The organism is Coleofasciculus sp. G3-WIS-01 (assembly GCF_040223135.1).
In the GTDB taxonomy this organism is placed as follows: Bacteria; Cyanobacteriota; Cyanobacteriia; order Cyanobacteriales; family Coleofasciculaceae; genus Coleofasciculus.
The window spans coordinates 16260-34113 of record NZ_JAVJZI010000184.1; the positions used below are offsets into that span (position 1 = coordinate 16260).

The 17854-nt window shown below is 44.8% G+C and carries 16 protein-coding genes; 6 read left to right on the plus strand and 10 right to left on the minus strand.

The features are described from left to right. The first annotated feature begins 289 nt into the window (after positions 1-289). The 4 genes from RIM23_RS18680 to RIM23_RS18695 all read left to right on the plus strand — a co-directional run bounded on the left by RIM23_RS18680 (position 290) and on the right by RIM23_RS18695 (position 3515). Positions 290-2125: an AAA-like domain-containing protein gene (locus tag RIM23_RS18680; protein ID WP_446368645.1), complete on the plus strand. Its 1836-nt coding sequence runs from the start codon at positions 290-292 to the stop codon at positions 2123-2125. 59 nt (positions 2126-2184) lie between these two features. Continuing rightward, positions 2185-2484, plus strand: a complete 300-nt coding sequence (locus RIM23_RS18685) for a hypothetical protein (RefSeq protein WP_446368646.1) — start codon at positions 2185-2187, stop codon at positions 2482-2484. Then, positions 2478-2915, plus strand: a complete 438-nt coding sequence (locus tag RIM23_RS18690) for a type II toxin-antitoxin system VapC family toxin (protein WP_446368647.1) — start codon at positions 2478-2480, stop codon at positions 2913-2915. The genes RIM23_RS18685 and RIM23_RS18690 overlap by 7 nt, the downstream gene beginning before the upstream one ends. Positions 2916-3023: 108 nt before the next feature. Next, positions 3024-3515: a DUF29 domain-containing protein gene (locus RIM23_RS18695; RefSeq protein ID WP_446368721.1), complete on the plus strand. Its 492-nt coding sequence runs from the start codon at positions 3024-3026 to the stop codon at positions 3513-3515. A gap of 55 nt (positions 3516-3570) precedes the next feature. Here the strand turns inward: RIM23_RS18695 and RIM23_RS18700 are convergent, their stop codons facing one another. From RIM23_RS18700 to RIM23_RS18710, 3 genes are all read right to left on the minus strand, one after another. Next, the gene (locus tag RIM23_RS18700; RefSeq protein ID WP_446368648.1) at positions 3571-4113 is read right to left on the minus strand and encodes an REP-associated tyrosine transposase; all 543 of its coding nucleotides are present in this window, start codon (positions 4111-4113) and stop codon (positions 3571-3573) included. Between the two features lie 363 nt (positions 4114-4476). Further along, a complete protein-coding gene (locus RIM23_RS18705) occupies positions 4477-4815 on the minus strand; it encodes an element excision factor XisI family protein (protein ID WP_446368649.1) in 339 nt (112 codons plus the stop codon). Continuing rightward, on the minus strand, positions 4803-5222 hold the full coding sequence (locus RIM23_RS18710) for a XisH family protein (RefSeq protein WP_446368650.1): 420 nt from the start codon (positions 5220-5222) through the stop codon (positions 4803-4805). Before RIM23_RS18710 ends, RIM23_RS18705 begins: the two co-directional genes overlap by 13 nt. Positions 5223-5424: 202 nt before the next feature. On the opposite strand from RIM23_RS18710, the gene RIM23_RS18715 reads away from it, so the two are divergent. Beyond that, positions 5425-8880 (plus strand): GAF domain-containing protein, encoded by a 3456-nt coding sequence (locus RIM23_RS18715; RefSeq protein ID WP_446368651.1) that lies wholly within the window; start codon positions 5425-5427, stop codon positions 8878-8880. A gap of 137 nt (positions 8881-9017) precedes the next feature. Here RIM23_RS18715 and RIM23_RS18720 read toward each other — a convergent pair whose 3' ends face one another. The 5 genes from RIM23_RS18720 to modD all read right to left on the minus strand — a co-directional run bounded on the left by RIM23_RS18720 (position 9018) and on the right by modD (position 13997). Next, positions 9018-9236 carry a Nif11-like leader peptide family natural product precursor gene (locus tag RIM23_RS18720; RefSeq protein ID WP_446339995.1) on the minus strand — a complete coding sequence of 73 codons (219 nt, stop codon included), beginning with the start codon at positions 9234-9236 and terminating at the stop codon, positions 9018-9020. Positions 9237-9663: 427 nt separating this feature from the next. Beyond that, the gene (locus tag RIM23_RS18725) at positions 9664-9897 is read right to left on the minus strand and encodes a hypothetical protein (RefSeq protein ID WP_446356354.1); all 234 of its coding nucleotides are present in this window, start codon (positions 9895-9897) and stop codon (positions 9664-9666) included. A 118-nt stretch (positions 9898-10015) separates the two neighbouring features. Beyond that, positions 10016-11884 (minus strand): molybdate ABC transporter permease subunit, encoded by a 1869-nt coding sequence (gene modB, locus RIM23_RS18730; RefSeq protein WP_446368652.1) that lies wholly within the window; start codon positions 11882-11884, stop codon positions 10016-10018. A 338-nt stretch (positions 11885-12222) separates the two neighbouring features. Further along, positions 12223-13029 (minus strand): molybdate ABC transporter substrate-binding protein, encoded by an 807-nt coding sequence (gene modA / locus RIM23_RS18735; RefSeq protein WP_446368653.1) that lies wholly within the window; start codon positions 13027-13029, stop codon positions 12223-12225. A gap of 119 nt (positions 13030-13148) precedes the next feature. Further along, entirely contained in the window at positions 13149-13997 is an 849-nt protein-coding gene (gene modD, locus RIM23_RS18740) for a ModD protein (protein WP_446368654.1), read from the minus strand. Between the two features lie 179 nt (positions 13998-14176). Between modD and RIM23_RS18745 the strand changes: the two genes are divergently transcribed. Beyond that, complete coding sequence (locus tag RIM23_RS18745; RefSeq protein WP_446340005.1) at positions 14177-14386, plus strand: TOBE domain-containing protein; 210 nt, start codon at positions 14177-14179, stop codon at positions 14384-14386. A 657-nt stretch (positions 14387-15043) separates the two neighbouring features. On the opposite strand, the gene nifB is transcribed toward RIM23_RS18745, so the two are convergent. Together nifB and RIM23_RS18755 are read right to left on the minus strand one after the other, a co-directional pair. Continuing rightward, entirely contained in the window at positions 15044-16327 is a 1284-nt protein-coding gene (gene nifB, locus RIM23_RS18750) for a nitrogenase cofactor biosynthesis protein NifB (RefSeq protein ID WP_446368655.1), read from the minus strand. Positions 16328-16434: 107 nt separating this feature from the next. Beyond that, entirely contained in the window at positions 16435-17835 is a 1401-nt protein-coding gene (locus tag RIM23_RS18755; RefSeq protein ID WP_446368656.1) for a nitrogenase component 1, read from the minus strand. Between the last annotated feature and the right edge of the window lie 19 nt (positions 17836-17854).

A 17854-nucleotide genomic window follows, 5' to 3' on the forward strand; every position in this document is an offset into this window, starting at 1 on the left:
GGTATTACCGCCCGGATTGGCGGCTTCACCCTGGTAGATTCACAGATCAATCGGTGGGGAACACCTATTTATTAGTTTCGTTGATAATTTGGGTAATGTAAACCATAAAAGCTCACAAAAATGAAATCATTGTTTGGTGGAAGTAAAAACTTAGATATATTTTATTTTGTAATTAACGAAAAACCTCATGAAACCTCAGGACTATCAAATATAACTTGATTAATCGGTGAAAAAACTCATGAATTATCAGGTATGATTCCTCAATTGCTACAGTCAGAAAAAAGAGGGTATGGATTATAAAGACGCCTTGAATTTCATTGATCGCTTGACCTATCTGAAGACGGGAAAGCACCTGAATGACCTAGAACGTCAGGTATTTGTTGGCTCATGGGAAGGACGCTCCTATAAGGAGATTTATCCGCAAAATCCGGACTATGTGGAAAAATATGTGGGCTATAAGTTATGGCAAAAGCTTTCCCAGGTATTAGGGGAAAAAGTGAGCAAAAAAAAGATTCACGGTGCGATCGCGCGAGCCAAGACGCAGCAGCCGCAAGTGTTTCTCAGTTACCACAACCAAGAGCCTGACGGGAGTTTAGCGATTCAGTTAGAGGAGGCGATCGCACAAGCGGGATATCCAGTCTTTAGAACAGGGGTGGGAGAGGGTTCCAGCCATTCCTCTGGTGTCGCCCAGGCTGAATTAGCTCAGATTGATCGCCAACTGGCGCAATGTGATTATTTTATCCTGCTCTTGTCTCCCCAAGCCGCATTGAGTGAAATGGTGATTGAAGAGTTACGACGGGTTCAGGAGTTACGGGATGAGAGTCAAAACCCCAAACCCGTTGTCTTACCGATTCGGGTGAATTGTCCTCCCCATACCCCCCTCAACCACGATTTACGCAGTTACCTTCAAGGAATTGGCTATCAGGAATGGAACGCTCCCGCTGATACACCAACTATAGTTCAGGCGGTGTTGCAACGGTTATCGGGGAGTGAGGATTGGGAAACTCAAGCCGGGGAAGCGAGCGATGTAGCGGAGGACATCAGAACCTATCAAACTCCGATCAACCCCTTACCCCCTTTACCCGTGGCTGAACCCGAATTACCCAAAGGTCAAGTGCGGTTAGCTTCCGCCTTCTATGTCGAACGAGTTCCCGATGAAGCCCAATGTTATCAAGAAATACTCAAACCAGGAACCTTGATTCGCATCAAAGCGCCGCGACAAATGGGAAAAACATCGTTAATGGCGAGAATTTTGTATCAAGCTAGAGAACAAGGCTGTCGCACCGTTCCCTTAAGCTTTCAACATGCGGATAAAAGCGTGTTTACCAATCTCAATCAACTCTTACAGTGGTTATGTGCCAAAATTACCCGCAAGCTGCGTTTACCCCATCAAGTTGAGGCATATTGGACGGATACATTTGGCAGTAAAGATAACTGCACCGCTTATTTTGAGGATTTTTTGTTATCCGAAACCGATTCACCGTTAGTCTTGGGATTGGATGAAGTGGATCGGGTGTTTCAACATCCAAAAATAACCGATGACTTTTTTGCCCTCTTACGCGCTTGGTATGAAGAAGCTGGGTATGGGGATGGCGACAGTGATTTGTGGGCAAAATTGCGTTTAGTAGTGGTTCATTCAACAGAAGTTTATATTCCATTGGATATCAATCAATCCCCGTTTAATGTTGGTTTACCAATTGAATTATCGGAATTTAGTCGAGAACAAGTCACGGATTTAGCTCAACGTCATGGACTCAATTGGCAAACTGATCAGGTTGAGCAATTAATGACAATGGTAGGTGGACATCCTTATTTAGTCCGAGTGGCTTTTTATTATATTGCCAGAGGCGAGTTAACTTTAGAGGAATTGGTGGAGATGGCGCCGACAGAGGCGGGAATTTATGGGGATCACCTACGCCGACATTTATGGAATTTGCAACAGCACCCAGAATTAGCAACAGCATTTGCTCAGGTGCTAGTGGCGAAGGAACCCGTTGAGTTAGAGTCAGTGCTGGCGTTTAAATTACACAGTATGGGGTTAGTACAGTTACGAGGAAATGCAACTGTACCCCGCTTTGAATTATATCGCCAGTATTTTCGCGATCGCCTACAAAAAGTATTTTAAGTCCAACGCTATAAATCGCTTACAATTGGGATACACGGTATCATTCTGTACTTATTTCTATGAATCTTCCTGTGCAACTCCAGCAAGACGCCCAAAAGTGGGCAAGTCGGCAAGGAATCTCGTTGGAACAATTCATTTTGCAGGCTGTCGCGGAGAAAGTCACTGCCCTCAATCAGCAAAATACTGAAATAACTGCCCCAGTCTCACCAGCCGTTCACTCATCAACCTCTCAACATCCAAAAGTCTATCGCAAAGAAGGTATCTTAGTTATCGAAACCGAACCAATTGACAATTTTGACATCAACGCCTTCATTGACGAAGTGCGAGAAGAACGTATTCGGGAGCAGATGATTTGGTAAAAGTCTTGTTTGACACTTCGGTTTTAGTGGCTGCACTCGTTGTCAGCCATCCACGACATGGGATCTGCTTCCCTCACCTAAAAGCAGCAGAATCTAGGCAAGTTGAGGGTTTTATTTCGACTCACACTCTAGCAGAAACCTATTCTGTCCTTACACGTCTTCCTATTCAGCCGCGTCTTACTCCCGCGCAAGCCCAAAGCATTACTACAGATATTTCACAACATTTGAATATCATTCCCCTATTCTCCGAGGATTATCTTGCTGCGATTTCTCGCATGGCTACTATCAATCTCCCTGGCGGTGGCATTTTCGATGCTCTAATTGCCCAAGCTGCGCTGAAAGCCAAGGTAGATATTCTCCTGACATTAAATCCCAACCACTTTACTCGTCTAGGAGACGCGATCGCAACTCTTGTACAAGTTCGGATGTAGGCATGGCGGGTTATGATGACTTGTAGCGATTCCACCTGGGGAGCCTCGCGATCGCGCCTAAATAAAACAGTTCTACTATTATAGAGACATTGAGGTGGGAAAATCGTGATGCAAGTGCCAGAAACGAACCAACAGACAGCAATACCTACACCCAACCTCTACGAAACCGATTTTTATGCTTGGACGCAGGAACAAGCATCGTTACTCCGCCAACAGCAGTGGAGTCAGCTTGATTTGGGCAATCTGATTGAGGAGATTGAATCCTTGGGAAAACAGCAGCGCCAGGAATTGCGAAATCGGTTGACGGTGCTGATTGGACATTTGTTGAAATGGGAGTACCAACCGCAACGCCGGAGTCGGAGTTGGCTGGCGACGATTCGCGTACAGCGCCGTGATACGTTAGAGTTGCTCAAAGACAACCCCAGCTTAAAGCCTTACCTTGAGGATGCGCTTGTTTTAGCTTACGAAAATGGCAGAGATCTGGCAATGGGAGAAACTGACTTGCCAAAGCGAACCTTTCCCCAGACATGTCCCTACAGTTTTGCGGAAATTTTAGAGGATAGCTTTTATCCAGGTGAACCGAATGAGTTGGAGAGATAAACCGCCTCCTAATTATAATTACCGTAGGTTGGGAAAACGCCTATAAACTCAACATCTACTCTCGTCCAACATCAACGCCAAATGTTATCGCCTCCTCTGCACCCCAATCCGCCTCATAAATACCATCTCTAACATAATGGTGGAAACTTGAATACGCCCAATCTTTTGGTGCTTTTACTAAACGGTGATGAACAGGGTTGTAATGAATATATTCAATATGATGAATAAAATCCGTTTCATCTCGGATTTGATGCTCCCAAAATCGACGTTGCCAGACAGCTTGTTCTCCCTTACTCAACCGGGATAACGAACATTGCTGCTTATAGGATTCTGGGCAAAGACGAGTAAATTCACTTTTAATCAATCGCCAACGAGTAGAAAATTTAGCATCATCTGGTGGTAATGTCCAAAGGGAATGAAGATGATCAGGGAGTACAACCATTGCATCAATGTTAAAGGGATGATTTTGTTTAACATGGCGGAAGACTTGACGCAGGAGTTCAACCGCTTCTGCATGATGAAAAATTTTCTGACGCTGATAGGTGATGACAGTAAAAAAGTAGGTGACTCCAGGTGTCCTAGCTCGACGATATCGCATGGTTCAGGATCAGAGACTTTGACTACAATATAAGATAATATGTCACCTTTGTAGCCATCTTTGTAGGTTGGGTTGAGGAACGAAACCCAACGCCCCAACGCCAGTTACAGCACTTTCCGCTCTTATGGGATACGTTTGATCCCCCTCGCATCCCCCTTAAAAAGGGGGACTTTAACGGTAGCAGGGTGTGTTAATACAGCCGTTACAGCTTTATCTTTGTTGGTTGGGTTGTGGAACGAAACCAAACACCAGTGGGCTAGTCTGTTGGGTTTCGCTGTCGCTCAACCCAACCTACTTCACTAATTGAAGTTTACAGGAGTTGCGATCTTTCTTAGCTTTCAATATTGCCTCCTAAATTAGCTTTTACCCAATCGCAAATTCGGTATGTTTTCGTTGTTCGAGCGACCTAAAACCTAAAATAATATGCTCTTTAGGAACACCAGCCGCCACTAACTCCACTGCAATTCCCTCTTCTGTGCCATCATGCTGAATCCAGATTTTACTGTCAATCAGATCAATGTGCAAAACCGTTCCGTAGATGCGATAACCATTTTGCCAGCCTGCTTCGACCAACAGATAGCGATCGCGTTCTCGATCAAACACCAGTTCAACTTGAACCTGATCATCGCTATCCAGAAATTTAGCATAGTCCTGGAGAACTTTTTCAACGACTTCACGATAGTGAAATTTCAGGGAATCCATCGGATAATCACCTCTTCTGTGGGATCAAAGGTCATTAAACGAATAATGTCATCTTCAATCAAAGTCTGACCTGCTTCTTCTTCAAAGACACTTTTGCGGGTGTCTTCACTCACCGCTAAATATAAGGTATGCTCCGGGTAATAACGTTTCAACAAACGAGCGTACAGAACGAATTGACCAACGGCTTCTTCTAAATCCTTCATGTCTGAAGGGCGGGTAAAACTTTTGACCTCAATCGCTATTTTTTCAGTTCCCCGTTCTGCGGCTAGCAACCGTTGGGCACCCAAGTCAACAAATAGGTTTTTGCCACGAGATAAACGGATTCGCAATGGATCGTGGGTAATAGTCCAGCCATCTTTAATTAGAGCATTTTTGACTGTGTTGTGATAGATATCTCTGGCAGGCATAGTATCGTTATTATATCGTGCCTGCGACTTAACATTAAAAGGGTTTTCCTGATCCCCCTTGATCACCGTTGGGTTTCGGCGCGTCAACCCAACCTACCTCATATCTGAGAAAATTTGGCACAGTGGTAGAGATGTACCCTTAATCTGAGAACCGCAACTCGAATCCGTCATTTGGTGTATTCTACCTCCTCTTGCAATCCCCATGAGTAAAGCGCAACCCATCACCTCCCCCTACAAAGTTGGGGGTCATCTCCCACTCAACGCCCCTAGCTACGTGGTGCGACAGGCTGACACGGAACTCTATCAGGGGTTAAAGGCGGGGGAGTTTTGTTATGTTCTTAATTCTCGCCAGATGGGTAAAACTAGCTTGCGGGTGCGGGTGATGCATAAGCTGCAAGGGGAGGGATTTGCTTGTGTGGCGATTGATTTGACTAAAATCGGTTCCCAGGATATCACAGCCGATCAGTGGTATGCGGGGATGATGAGACGGTTGGTGACGAGTTTTCCGGCGCTACGGGGGTTTAACTTAAGGGCGTGGTTGCGCGATCGCGAATATCTACCCCCTATCCAACGCTTGAGTGAGTTTATCGAACAAGTGCTGCTGGAGTCTATCCCCCAAAGGGTGGTAATTTTTATTGATGAAATTGATAGTATCCTCAGTTTAAACTTTCGCACCGATGATTTTTTTGCGGTGCTGCGGGCTTGTAATGAATATGATCGCCTCACATTTGCCCTGTTTGGTGTCGCCACTCCTTCAGATTTAATTCAAGATAAAAAACGTACCCCCTTTAACCTGGGTCATGGGATTGAATTGCATGGGTTTAAATTAGCTGAAGCTCAACCCTTAGCCGCTGGATTAGCTGATCAATATAACCAAGCCCAAACGATTTTAGCGGCTATTTTAGATTGGACAGGGGGACAACCCTTTCTTACCCAAAAACTCTGTCATTTAATTATCAATAGTGACTCATCCCCGACTCCCGGAAACGAAGAGGAATGGGTAGCGCAAATAGTCCAGCAGCGCATCCTGGAAAACTGGGAAGCCACCGATGAACCCCCCCATCTGAAAACCATTCGCGATCGCCTGTTCCGAATTGGACAGCGGAATCGCGGACTCTTGGGGCTTTATCAGCAAATTTTACAACAGGGGGAGCTTCACGCCTCAGATAGTTCTGAACAACGGGAATTGTGTTTATCTGGGGTGGCGATTAAGCAGGAGGGAAAACTGAGAGTCTGTAATCGCATTTATGCCGCCATTTTTAATGACAGTTGGGTAAACAAAGCTTTAGCGGATTTGCAGGCTAGCTTTGAGCAAATTGTTACCCAACAAGAGCAAAAACTACTATCTATGTTGAGTTTTATGGAGGGGAAGGATTTTGCCGATATTCTTCATGAAATTTTAGGCTCAGTTACCCTAAAAATGGGAGAAGCCTTGAGCGTGGATCGGACGACGATTATCTTTATTGATGATCAGCAAAATCAGATTTGGTCGATTATTGCCCGGAATGAAGGAAAAACCTTTCCTGATATTCAAATCCTCACCAATAAAGAAACAGAAGCCCGCCTGACCAACTTTAAAAAATTTAGTGAGATTCCTTTTAACTTTCGCCAAGAGAACCCCGACACCATTCCCGATAAACTCAATCAAACGAACGGCTATGCGATTTACAATGAATTGGTCTATCCCATCGCCAATCAACAGCATAATTTGATTGCTGTGATTCAACTGATCAATAAACTGAAACGGTTTAACAATCCCCAAGCGCCTCTATCGGAACGCATTGATCAACAGGGGTTTACTCTCACCGATCAAACTCAGTTAGATGAATATGCGCCAACTATTTTACGCATTTTAGAGCGATGCCAATACTGTTATAAATTAACCCAACGGTTACAAGCCGCTGAAGCCCTCACCGAAGCCACTCATTCCCTATCTCATAGCAGTTTAAATTCCGAAGAAATCCTGGGACGAGTTATGGATGCGGCGAAGAAATTGATGAATGCCGATCGCAGTACCCTCTGGTTATTAGATGCAGATAAGCAGGAGTTGTGGACAAAGATTCCCTTTGAAGATGGTTCGGTGAGGGAACTACGAGTCCAAGTCGGTCAAGGGTTTGCCGGGAAAGTTGCCCAAACTCAGGAACCATTGAATATTGCCTTTGATTTGTACGATCATCCTGATTCAACCACCGCCCAGGAAACGGATCAAAAAACAGGCTATCGCACCTGTAGTTTACTCTGTATGCCTGTCTTTAGTCCCGATGGGGAGTTACTCGGTGTAACCCAGTTAGTCAATAAACGCAAACCGGGGCAATTTCCCGATTATAACCCCGCCGATTGGCCCCAAGCACCGGAATGTTTTCAGGCAAGTTTTGACACCAATAGTCAAAAATATATGCAGATTTTCAACTCTCAGGCGGGGGTAGCGCTGCAAAATGCCCAGAAATTTGAGCGGATTATGCAAAAAGCCGAGAGTCAGCAGCAAAATGTGGTCAGTCAAACCCTGGCGATGCTGAATGCGGTGATGGATAATCAGGGGTTTGATGATATTCTGGATGGTACGTTGCGTTCGATTACGTTAAAGACAGGGAAATCCTTATGTGCCGATCGCACGACTATCTTCTTACTCGACGAAGAAAAGAAAGAATTTTGGTCAATTGTTGCTGAAGATGAAGGGAGTGGTTCCCTGGAAATTCGCATGAGTGCAGATAAAGGAATTGTCGGGGAAGTGGCGCGGTTACAGCAAACGATTAACATTTCTTTTGACTTCTATGATGATCCGCGATCGCAGATGGCAAAGGAACAGGATAAAAGAACCGGCTATCGTACTTATACCATGCTGGCGATTCCCCTTTTAAATGACCACGGGGAGTTAGTCGCCGTTGTTCAGTTACTCAACAAATTAAACCGGGTGGCTAATCCCACGGCGGCTTTATCGGAACGCATTGATAAACAGGGATTTACCCGAACCGATGAAGAACGATTTGCCGAAAATGCGCCCTTGATTCAAATGATTTTGGAAAGCTTCCGTTCCTATCATAAAACAGCACGGGGACAACGAGTCGCCGCCGCATTGATGGCAGCTGCCCGTTGTGTTCAAGGTTCTCTAGAGATGGAAGATATTTTACAACGGGTGATGACAGCAGCTAAACAATTATTAAATGCTGATCGCAGCACGTTATGGTTAGTTAACCGTTTAGCGGGAGAATTGTGGACAAAAATTCGTTTTGACGACGGTGAACTCCGAGAATTGCGTGTACCAATTGGACAAGGGTATGCGGGTCAAGTTGCGATGACGGGGGAACCGTTGAATATTCCCTTTGATTTGTATGATCATCTTAACTCAGAAACGGCAAAGAAAACCGATCAAAAGACAGGGTATCGCACCTGTAGTTTACTCTGTATGCCTGTTTTTAGCCCCGATGGGGATTTGCTGGGGGTGACGCAATTGGTGAATAAGCGTAAACCGGGCGAGTTTTGGGAATTTGAGAATAATGGGTTCTCCCAAGCCGCCCCGGAGTATTTCCAAATCAGTTTTGATGAAAGTGATCAGAAATATATGCAAATCTTCAATAATCAAGTTGGCGTTATTCTGCAAAATGCTGAACTTTTAGCCGCACTCAAGCGACAGGAAGAAAGTTTACGAGTTAAGCCCTAAAACCCACCCGAAGTTTAAACTCCGGGCTTATAGCTCAAGCAAGAGGAGGCGATTGAAATCGCTGCTATACAAACTTTCGTCCGCCTGCGCGGACTGGTTGATAACGGGGTTAGCTAACCCGGATTTGGTATGATAACCTACCACCAAATCAAGCGTCGGGGTGGAAAGCCTGACTCCTCCCACGAGTCCCCAGCTTCGTTCAAAACAGCCTCCAGTTCAACCACGGTAAACTCATAACCATCAGTAGCCGCCATTTCTACAAACTCTTCCTTGGTTTTGAGTGCGTCGTACTTAGCTCGCAAGGTTTTATCTTTTCCGCCTGCTTCGAGTAAATTGATCACATTGTCTTGAGACATCTTAGCTGACCTCCATTAGAAACCTGGGTAATACCAATTCTGGATAAAGTTGCACTTGCTCTACCCTACCGCTTACGCCACCTACCCTGACTAAAGAAAGGTTTGCCTGGGTAAATACAGCGCTTTGCGCTGTAATAAAGTACAGTAGATCAAAGTCCCCCTTTTTAAGGGGGATTTAGGGGGATCGACAATGTACCGCATAGCAGAGCAAACTGCTGTATTCAGTGCAATGTTCCAAGGAAATGGCATAAGATAGCTCATCTCATTGGTAGTATCTCAGCCTATCCGGTAGTTTTTTGTATTTAAGATATCTTTTTGGGATTATTTTTTCCTGAGAACTGTTGCAATTTATTACTATAAAATTAAAAATTTTACAATTAATGAACTAGAGACGCACTCATGCAAACAAGCTGCTCAAAAATTAACCTCACGACTCCTCAGGCTGAATCACTTCAAAGTCGGATTCATCCAGAGACACAATCAAAGGAACGTCCTTCGGATTAACTAAATTTTTTTCTAAACAGACTACCCAACGTCCTGACTCTTCACGACTTTGGATAATCCCCTGAATACCCGCAGCATATTCAGGGTGGATAACCCGAATTAAGGTTCCTACCTTGAGCATTAGCCAAATAGTATCTGGTTTCCCGTCCCTAAGCATGAGGGACGTTCTGTAATTTTAACTCTATTTTAACCTTTTCTTATACAGAAGAATACCTAGGGTGACAAGTATGCAGATCCCCGTTTTTGTCAAGGTTTCCGGACATAATAGTTAGCTATTATTCCATCAAGATTAGTCGCAGCGCATCTAAACAAACATACCAGGGAAAGGGGCGGTCTTTGAGATCTGCCCATTTTTCCTTGTAGACCTCAACTTGCAGGTGGTAGTGTTGGGAATGATCAGGAGGATGATGTAGTTTTATATATAACGTTGTCCGGTGTTGCGTCTCACTGGTCATAACCAGCCAACAGGGAAAGGTATTCTCTGCATCGGGATGGCTGGGGAAGGTGAGGTGGTGGGCGCGAATTCCCACAGATGTTAATGAATCAGGAATTGGTTCAACCACCTGAAGCGTACAGCCCCAATCTTGCGCCTCAATTTTTTGGGGTTCAATTTTCCGGGCGGTGGAAAAGTTTTTACATTCAGTAACCTGTGCGACTTCAAAGCTAGGAGGACGCTCGAAAATATTCTCTTTGGCATCATTAGCAATAACTTTTCCTTGAGAAAGAATGAGCAAATTATGGCAGATTCGATAGGCTTCTTCTAGCTTATGAGTAACAAATAAAGTTACACCATCATAAGTAGACAGGGTTTCAATCAGCAGTTTTTCAATCCGGCTGCGTAAATAAGTATCCAGGGCGGAAAGAGGTTCATCTAAGAGTAAGGCTTCTGGATGAATTGCCAAAGCCCTAGCTAAAGCAACTCGCTGCTGCTGTCCGCCAGAAATTTGCTCAGGGTAGCGGTTTTCTAATCCTTGCAACTGCATCATATCCATATATTTGGCAACGCGCTGTCTGCGTTCAGCCTGGGGCAAATCTTGCAGACCAAAGGCGATATTTTGGGTAATGGTTAAATGGGGAAATAGGGCATAGTTTTGAAACACAAAACCAATCCGGCGTTGGCGACTGGGAATATTAATTCCTCGTTGCGAATCAAATAAAACTCGTCCATTGAGAACAATCCGCCCCTGGTTGGGTGAGTCTAACCCGGCAATGCAGCGCAATGTCATACTTTTGCCAGAACCGGATGTGCCTAAGAGTCCTAAAGGTTGTCCATTGGCTTCTAATTGAGTTTCTAATGTAAACCCAGGTAAGTGCTTTTTCAGGTTGACAAAAAGTCCTTTATTACCATACTTAACGCCCTTTGCTAAGGGAGAATGGCGATAACTCCGAGGGTTTTTCGTGGCATAATTAAAGAATGGGATTACATTTGCCACACGATCTGTAGCGATGGATAACCAATGTGCGATCGCGTGCCACTTGGCGGAGTGCTGTGTTCCTGACCAGTAGTTGATTGCAGCAATTACCAAGAGTGCGATCGCCACCATCAGCAACACCCAGTTCAACGCCTCTCCCATTTTACCCCCTTCCGCCGCAAAGAAGATCGCGATCGGCATAGTTTGAGTTTTACCCGGAATACTACCCGCTAACATTAATGTGGCACCAAATTCTCCTAAAGCCCTGGCAAAGGCTAAAATCGTTCCCGAAACCACGCCAGGTAATGCCAAAGGTAAGAGAATCTGCCAAAAAATCCGCCATTCTGATGCCCCTAATGTCCGAGCGCAGTGAATCAAATTATTGTCAATTTGTTCAAAGGCACTCAGTACAGTTTTATACATTAATGGAAACGCCACAACTGTAGCCGCGATAACCGTTGCTGACCAGGAAAATATTACCGTAATTCCTAATTGCTTTAACATTTGTCCCACGGGACTATTTCTGCCTAGTAGTAGCAGCAGGAGAAAACCGATAACCGTCGGCGGTAGCACCAAAGGAAGGGTAAACAAACCATCAATTAATCCTTTCGCTTTACCGCTATAGCTATACATCCATCGGGCGGCGGCAATTCCCAGTAAGAAAGCGAAGATTGTGGCGACAAATGCAGTTTTTAGAGAAATCCACAGCGGAGATAAATCTGAATAGGGCATTCTATTCGTCCAGTAATCGAATTATGGCGAGAAGGTTGTGGGATGGTTCGATTGATAATATCTCAGCTTTTTCTAGCGTTTTCTGTAGTTTAACTATCTTTTTATACCTTGGGTTCGTAGTAGGGAGCTTTAGTCTATAAACCAAACCTATAAACTCGCCTCGATTAAACGGTGAAATGGCAGGATTATTTTTTTAACGCAGAGGTACGCAGAGGTAAGCGCAGAGGTACGCAGAGGGAGTTGGCTGTTGGGGAAGGACATTTACAATAGTAGGGGCGCAAGGCTTGCGTCCAAGGCATAGTATCTGATTCGATCAGGAAATTCTATATTTGAAACCGTTAATTGTCAGCCAAGCTGAAACCATAGTCCTTAAACACAGTTTTAGCAGGTTCAGTTGAGAGAAACTGCACAAAGGCTTTCGCTGAATCTGGATTTTTACTCTCTTTTAAGACGGCAACTGGATAAATAATTGGTGCGTGAGAGACGTCTGGTGCTGTGGCGATAACTTTGACATTATCTGATACTTTAGCATCCGTGGCATAGACTAAACCTGCCTCAACATTTCCGGTTTCTACATAAGAGAGAACTTGGCGCACATCTTTGGCGAAAACCAGTTTTGTTTGAAGGGGTGCATATAAGTTTAGTGAAGTGAGGACTTGCTTGCCATATTGTCCACCGGGTACAGTTTCCGGGTCGCCAATTGCTACTTTGTTCACTTTATCGGTACTCAATTCTTTGAAATCAGAAATATCGGTTTTATCCTTTGGTGTAACTAGAACAATTGAATTTTTTAGCAAGTCTTTGCGCGTATCCGTTAGCAGTAAGTCTTTCTCTTGCAAAGCGTTCATCTGTTTCGGCGCGGCGGAGAGAAAGACATCTACGGGCGCTCCCTGTTCGATTTGCTGTTGCAGAGAACCGGAAGAGCCAAAGTTATAGGTAATGGTAACGTTAGCTTGTTCTTGAGTATACAATGGCGCGATCGCTTTCATGGCATCCTGGAGGCTAGCCGCCGCTGATACCGTGAGTTCTACGGATTCAGGTGACGTTGCAGAAGGGTTTGGAGGTGTCATTTGAGAACAACCCACGACGATTAAAAAAGTTGCAACCATCCCAGCCATTAAGGAAAAAACACGTCGTTTTTTCATTTTGCTTTTGACTTGTTTTTACTGTTAAATTTGGTTATTATGCAGCTTGGCTTCAAATATCCACCCGCTCAAAATAGACAAAAAAGCAGACATTATCAACTTTACAACCTTCTGCCTTCTTATGCTAACGGCTCAATTTCTACCTGGATATCAGCAGGCTGGGCATAATAGGGAGCGGTTAAGACTAACCCATCTACGCCCGTTGCCGCATAATTGGCAATATTAGCGTCATTAATCCCGCCAGCAGCCAGAGTAATTAGGGTTGGATTCATGGACTTAATCTGAGGAATTGCCTCCGCTAATGCCTCCACATTTACTTTGTCAAATTGAATCCCATCGATACTTGAAGCGGCTAGGTTAAAGGCGGTAGCCATATCTTTAACTTCAACAATGACTTTTTTTTCCTTAACCTGACGCTTAATTACTGGTAGTTGCTGAATTAAGGAGTCAATCCCACCCAGAAAGTTGAGATGCTGTTGGAAGATTAAAACAGTTTCCGAAACTCCCAGTCGATGGGGATATGCTCCACCCGCTAAGATGGCTTTCACGGCGATGGGTTTGGTTGCTGGGATAACTTTGCGAGTGGTATAGAGCATCACATCTTGATTCGCCGCTTGTGCTATCTGCACCAGATTGTAGGTTTTGGTGGCGACTCCACAGGCATATTCGAGTAAATTCTGGGTAGGTTTCCAGGCGAGATGTAAGGCGGCGGCGTTTCCGGTAGCACTGAGAAAGGGGACTCCTGCGTCTAAGATTTGACCCGTTGCCAAGATTGCTCTCACGTCTGCCCCAGTTTGGCGTAAGATACTGGCGGCTTCTTCGGTGCAGGCTAGAACGGTTTTGGCGCGAGTGGTAAAGCGGATTGTCCCTGTGCGATCGCCAATTCCTAGCACCTGGGTGGTTAAATCAAAATAGGGAACGTCTTCTTGGATTAACTGCTGTAGTAACTGCTGTGAGATAAAAACCATTACTTATGCCGCATTTTTGCCTTCGGTCGTCTGTTTTTGCTATATCATTTTTGCGAGGGTAAAAGTGAGTAAAATAATACAATTTTCTGTTTTTAGAAAATTATTCAGCGAAATCAGCAAATCCAGTAATTTTTGGTATTATTAGCTGGTTAACCAATGACTGAATCAGGGATTGAACTATGGAAGTTAGCGCTCGCAATACCTTTAAAGGGACAGTAAAAAAGGTTATACCTGGAGCCGTTAACAGTGAGGTGACTATAGAAGTTGCTCCTGGGGTGGAAATGACGGCAATTATCACCAAGTCTTCTGCGGAACGGCTAGGTCTTGCCGAGGGTAAGGAAGCGTATGCTGTTGTTAAAGCGACAGATGTCATGGTGGCAACGGATTAAAGGGGAAGTAACTGTAACCAAATCCTTGGACACCTCTGGACATTATTAGGCATCTTGTTTAAGCGGTGTAGTGCTATAATAGCTGCAGGAGCGAAAACCAAGCGAAAAATTTTAGGGCTTGAGACCCCGTAACAAAGTAGAGACGCGCCATGGCGCGTCTCTACAAGAGTAGCGCACCTGTAATAAGGCGGTTGAGAAATCCCAAATACCTTAATGCGCTGAAAATAACGGATTAAAGCAGCAAAGTTTCTCAAATTACTACAATTACAGATTTTAAGTAGGGCGAGTTCCGTCCGATTTTAAGCCTGTGGACTGGTTGAGTGCCGACACCGAAGCGAGTGAAGCAGGAAGCAACCCGGATGATGTCTAGCAAGATCCAATTTTGTCTAGCTTTGTCCAAGTGTTGTAGAACGGTGCGTGATTGAACATCAGGTTGTCCCAAATCCTCAGTTCTCACCAATTAGCAGCCGCCCTGACCGGCTTGTAGTAAGGGCTTTAGCCCTTGATTTCGTTGGGTTTCCTTACGTCAACCCAACCTACAACCTATTCCACCGGCTTGTAGTAAGGGCTTTAGCCCTTGATTTCGTTGGGTTTCCTTACGTCAACCCAACCTACAACTACAACCTATTCCACAATTTGTGAAAGAATAATTAAACCTTAACCACAACCCAAGCCACTCCCGGTACATTCTCCAACTTTACCAGCGGCAACTTGCCGTTTACCCTTCAGCTTTGACAAATCACTCCCCTCATAAACCGCTTGTAATCCCGTCTCAATAAAACCGCTCATTTCCACGGGAAGCAAACCGCACTTGGTCAAAATTTCTTTGGGGTTATCACCAATACTACTCGCTAAAATCGCTCGACAATCTTTAAGCATATTAGCGACTTTTTGCCACCGTTCAAAACCACTTCCACGGTCAGGGGCAAGGCGTTCTTCCACTAAGGTAAACCCTTGATCGGTTTTCTGCCAAATCTGAAACTGCTCCGCTTGACCTAAGTGCTGATTCACCAGAATTCCTTCAACGGTTGCCACAGCCACATAGGGACGTTCTTTTTCTTCAATGGGAATAACTTTCTTAGAACAAGCAATTAAACAACCGTGGAATTCTTCTGACTGATCTGCACCCAAAAGTCCCACGGCATCTGCCCGACAGCGCGTGCAATGGCGCATTTGCGGTAAATATTCCTCGCATTCTTTGCGGATTTTCGCCATCATAATTGCATCGGGTTCAGTCAATCCCTCAAATGGCGTTTCTGCGGTGGGATACATCGCCATTGCATTAAATAAATCTGCCCCCAATTCTGCCATGGCTTTGGCGACTTCCACCACATGATGATCATTAATTCCCGGCATGACAATGCAGTTAATTTTCACCGTAATTCCTGCGGCTTTCAGTCCTTTAACGGCGGCTAATTGGCGTTCTAAGAGTAACGTAGCGCCTTTTAATCCCTGATACACTGACTTTTCATCCCGCACCCAACGGTAAACTTTGCGAGTAATATCAGGGTCGATCGCGTTGATGGTAACGGTAACGTGACTGACGCCAATTTCGGCAATTTCTTCGATATACTCGGATTTGAGATTCAAGCCATTGGTCGCCAAGCAGAGAATTAAGTCGGGAAACTTTTCCCGCAGTAGGCGCATTGTGCCTAAGGTTTCCTCTGGATTGGCAAAGGGATCACCTGGACCAGCAATTCCAGCAACACTAATTCTCGGTTCTTTCTCTAATACCTTTTCCATGTAAAAAGCGGCTTGGGCGGGAGAAAGAATGGTACTGGTTACACCGGGTCTACTTTCGTTGACGCAATCATATTTGCGATTGCAATAATTGCATTGGATATTGCACTTAGGTGCCACAGGCAAATGAACTCGTCCGAACTGTCCTTTTACCTTGACATTAAAACAAGGGTGATTTTCCAAATTAACCGTAGCTGTCATGGTTTTCTCTCCTGAAGTGATGAGTTGAATTTAGAGAAACAGTCTCTAAACTAAGTCAGTAACAAATGGTTAAATCGTGACTCGTAAACGAATGACAAATGACAAAACTAGAGATAGCCATACCCCACAGGTGAATCGGTTTGCTTCTTCTCGATAATTGCATTCACAATCCGATCCAACAGATTCTGAGTGCCGCGATAACCCAGATGTAGCATCCGCTGTCCGCCAAAGCGATCGTGAATTGGGAAGCCTACCCGGATTAGGGGAATTTGATGTTGTTTGGCTATGGAATATCCTTTACTGGTGCCAATCAACATATCGGGGTTTAGGCTTTCAATTTCTTCGGCAATTTGATAGAAATCAAATCCTTCTTTGATGATTGGCGGTTCGGTAACAATATCAGCAGTAACCGCGTGAATGGCTTCGGCAAAATGTCCACTATTTCCCCCTGAAGAACATAAGACTATCTTCATGCCAATTTCGGCTAAAAATGCCGTTAACCCGACACACAAATCCTCTTCCCCATAAACAACCACCCGCTTACCAAATAGATATTTATGGGAATCAACATAGGCATCAACTAACCGTCCTCGTTCTAGTTCATGTTTTCTCGGTGTAGCGCAACCAGAAACCTCTTCTAGGGCGTCAAAGAAGCGATCGCACTCTCGCAACCCAATCGGCATACCCAAGGCGTACAGGGGAACACCGCAGCGTTCAGCTAGCAGTTGACCCCCAGAATTACCACTACGCTGCAACACTTGACCGAACTCAATCGTGGCGCTAGAATGTCCCATGCTTTGAATGGCTGCAATTGGCGTTCCCCCTTCCGGAATCTTTTCATAGTCCATTTGCGCCGGTCCGTCTAAGGTTTCTGAGATATCCGGTAGGATAATTCCCGGATGATTAAAATCATCGAGAACTTCTTTTAAATAACGGATATCGGCTGGAGAGACTAATCCAGGTAAAAGATTGACCGTGGCTTCCCCCCCTTTCAAAGGGGGGGTTGGGGGGGATTCAATTGCTAATTGATCAATAACTGCCCTTACTGTGGCATGGAAGCCTTCCATATGGGTGCCACTATAACTGGGGGTGGAAACATTCAACAAGGTTGGCAATTCCCTGTCGCCAAATTCTTCCTTAAACTCTTTCAAAAATCCTGTGACATCATCACCAATGGTTTCAGTCAAGCAAGTGGTAGCAATTCCCACAACTTTTGCGCCATATTTATCCATGACATTGAGGATACCTTTTTTCAGGTTAGGTCCTCCGCCATAGACGGCGTGTTTTTCACTTAAGGAAGATGAGGCGATATCAATAGGTTCGCGAAAGTGACTAATGATATAACGCCTCATGTAGGTGGCGCAGCCTTGTGATCCATGCAGGAATGGCACAGTTCCCTCAATACCTCGAAAGGCGATGCAAGCGCCGAGAGGTTTACACAGTTTACAGGCGTTAGTTGTGGAAACGTAAGCTTCTGTTTTTTGTTTAATTTTGAGTTTCTTAGACATGGGTCAATCGGTGGCAGCG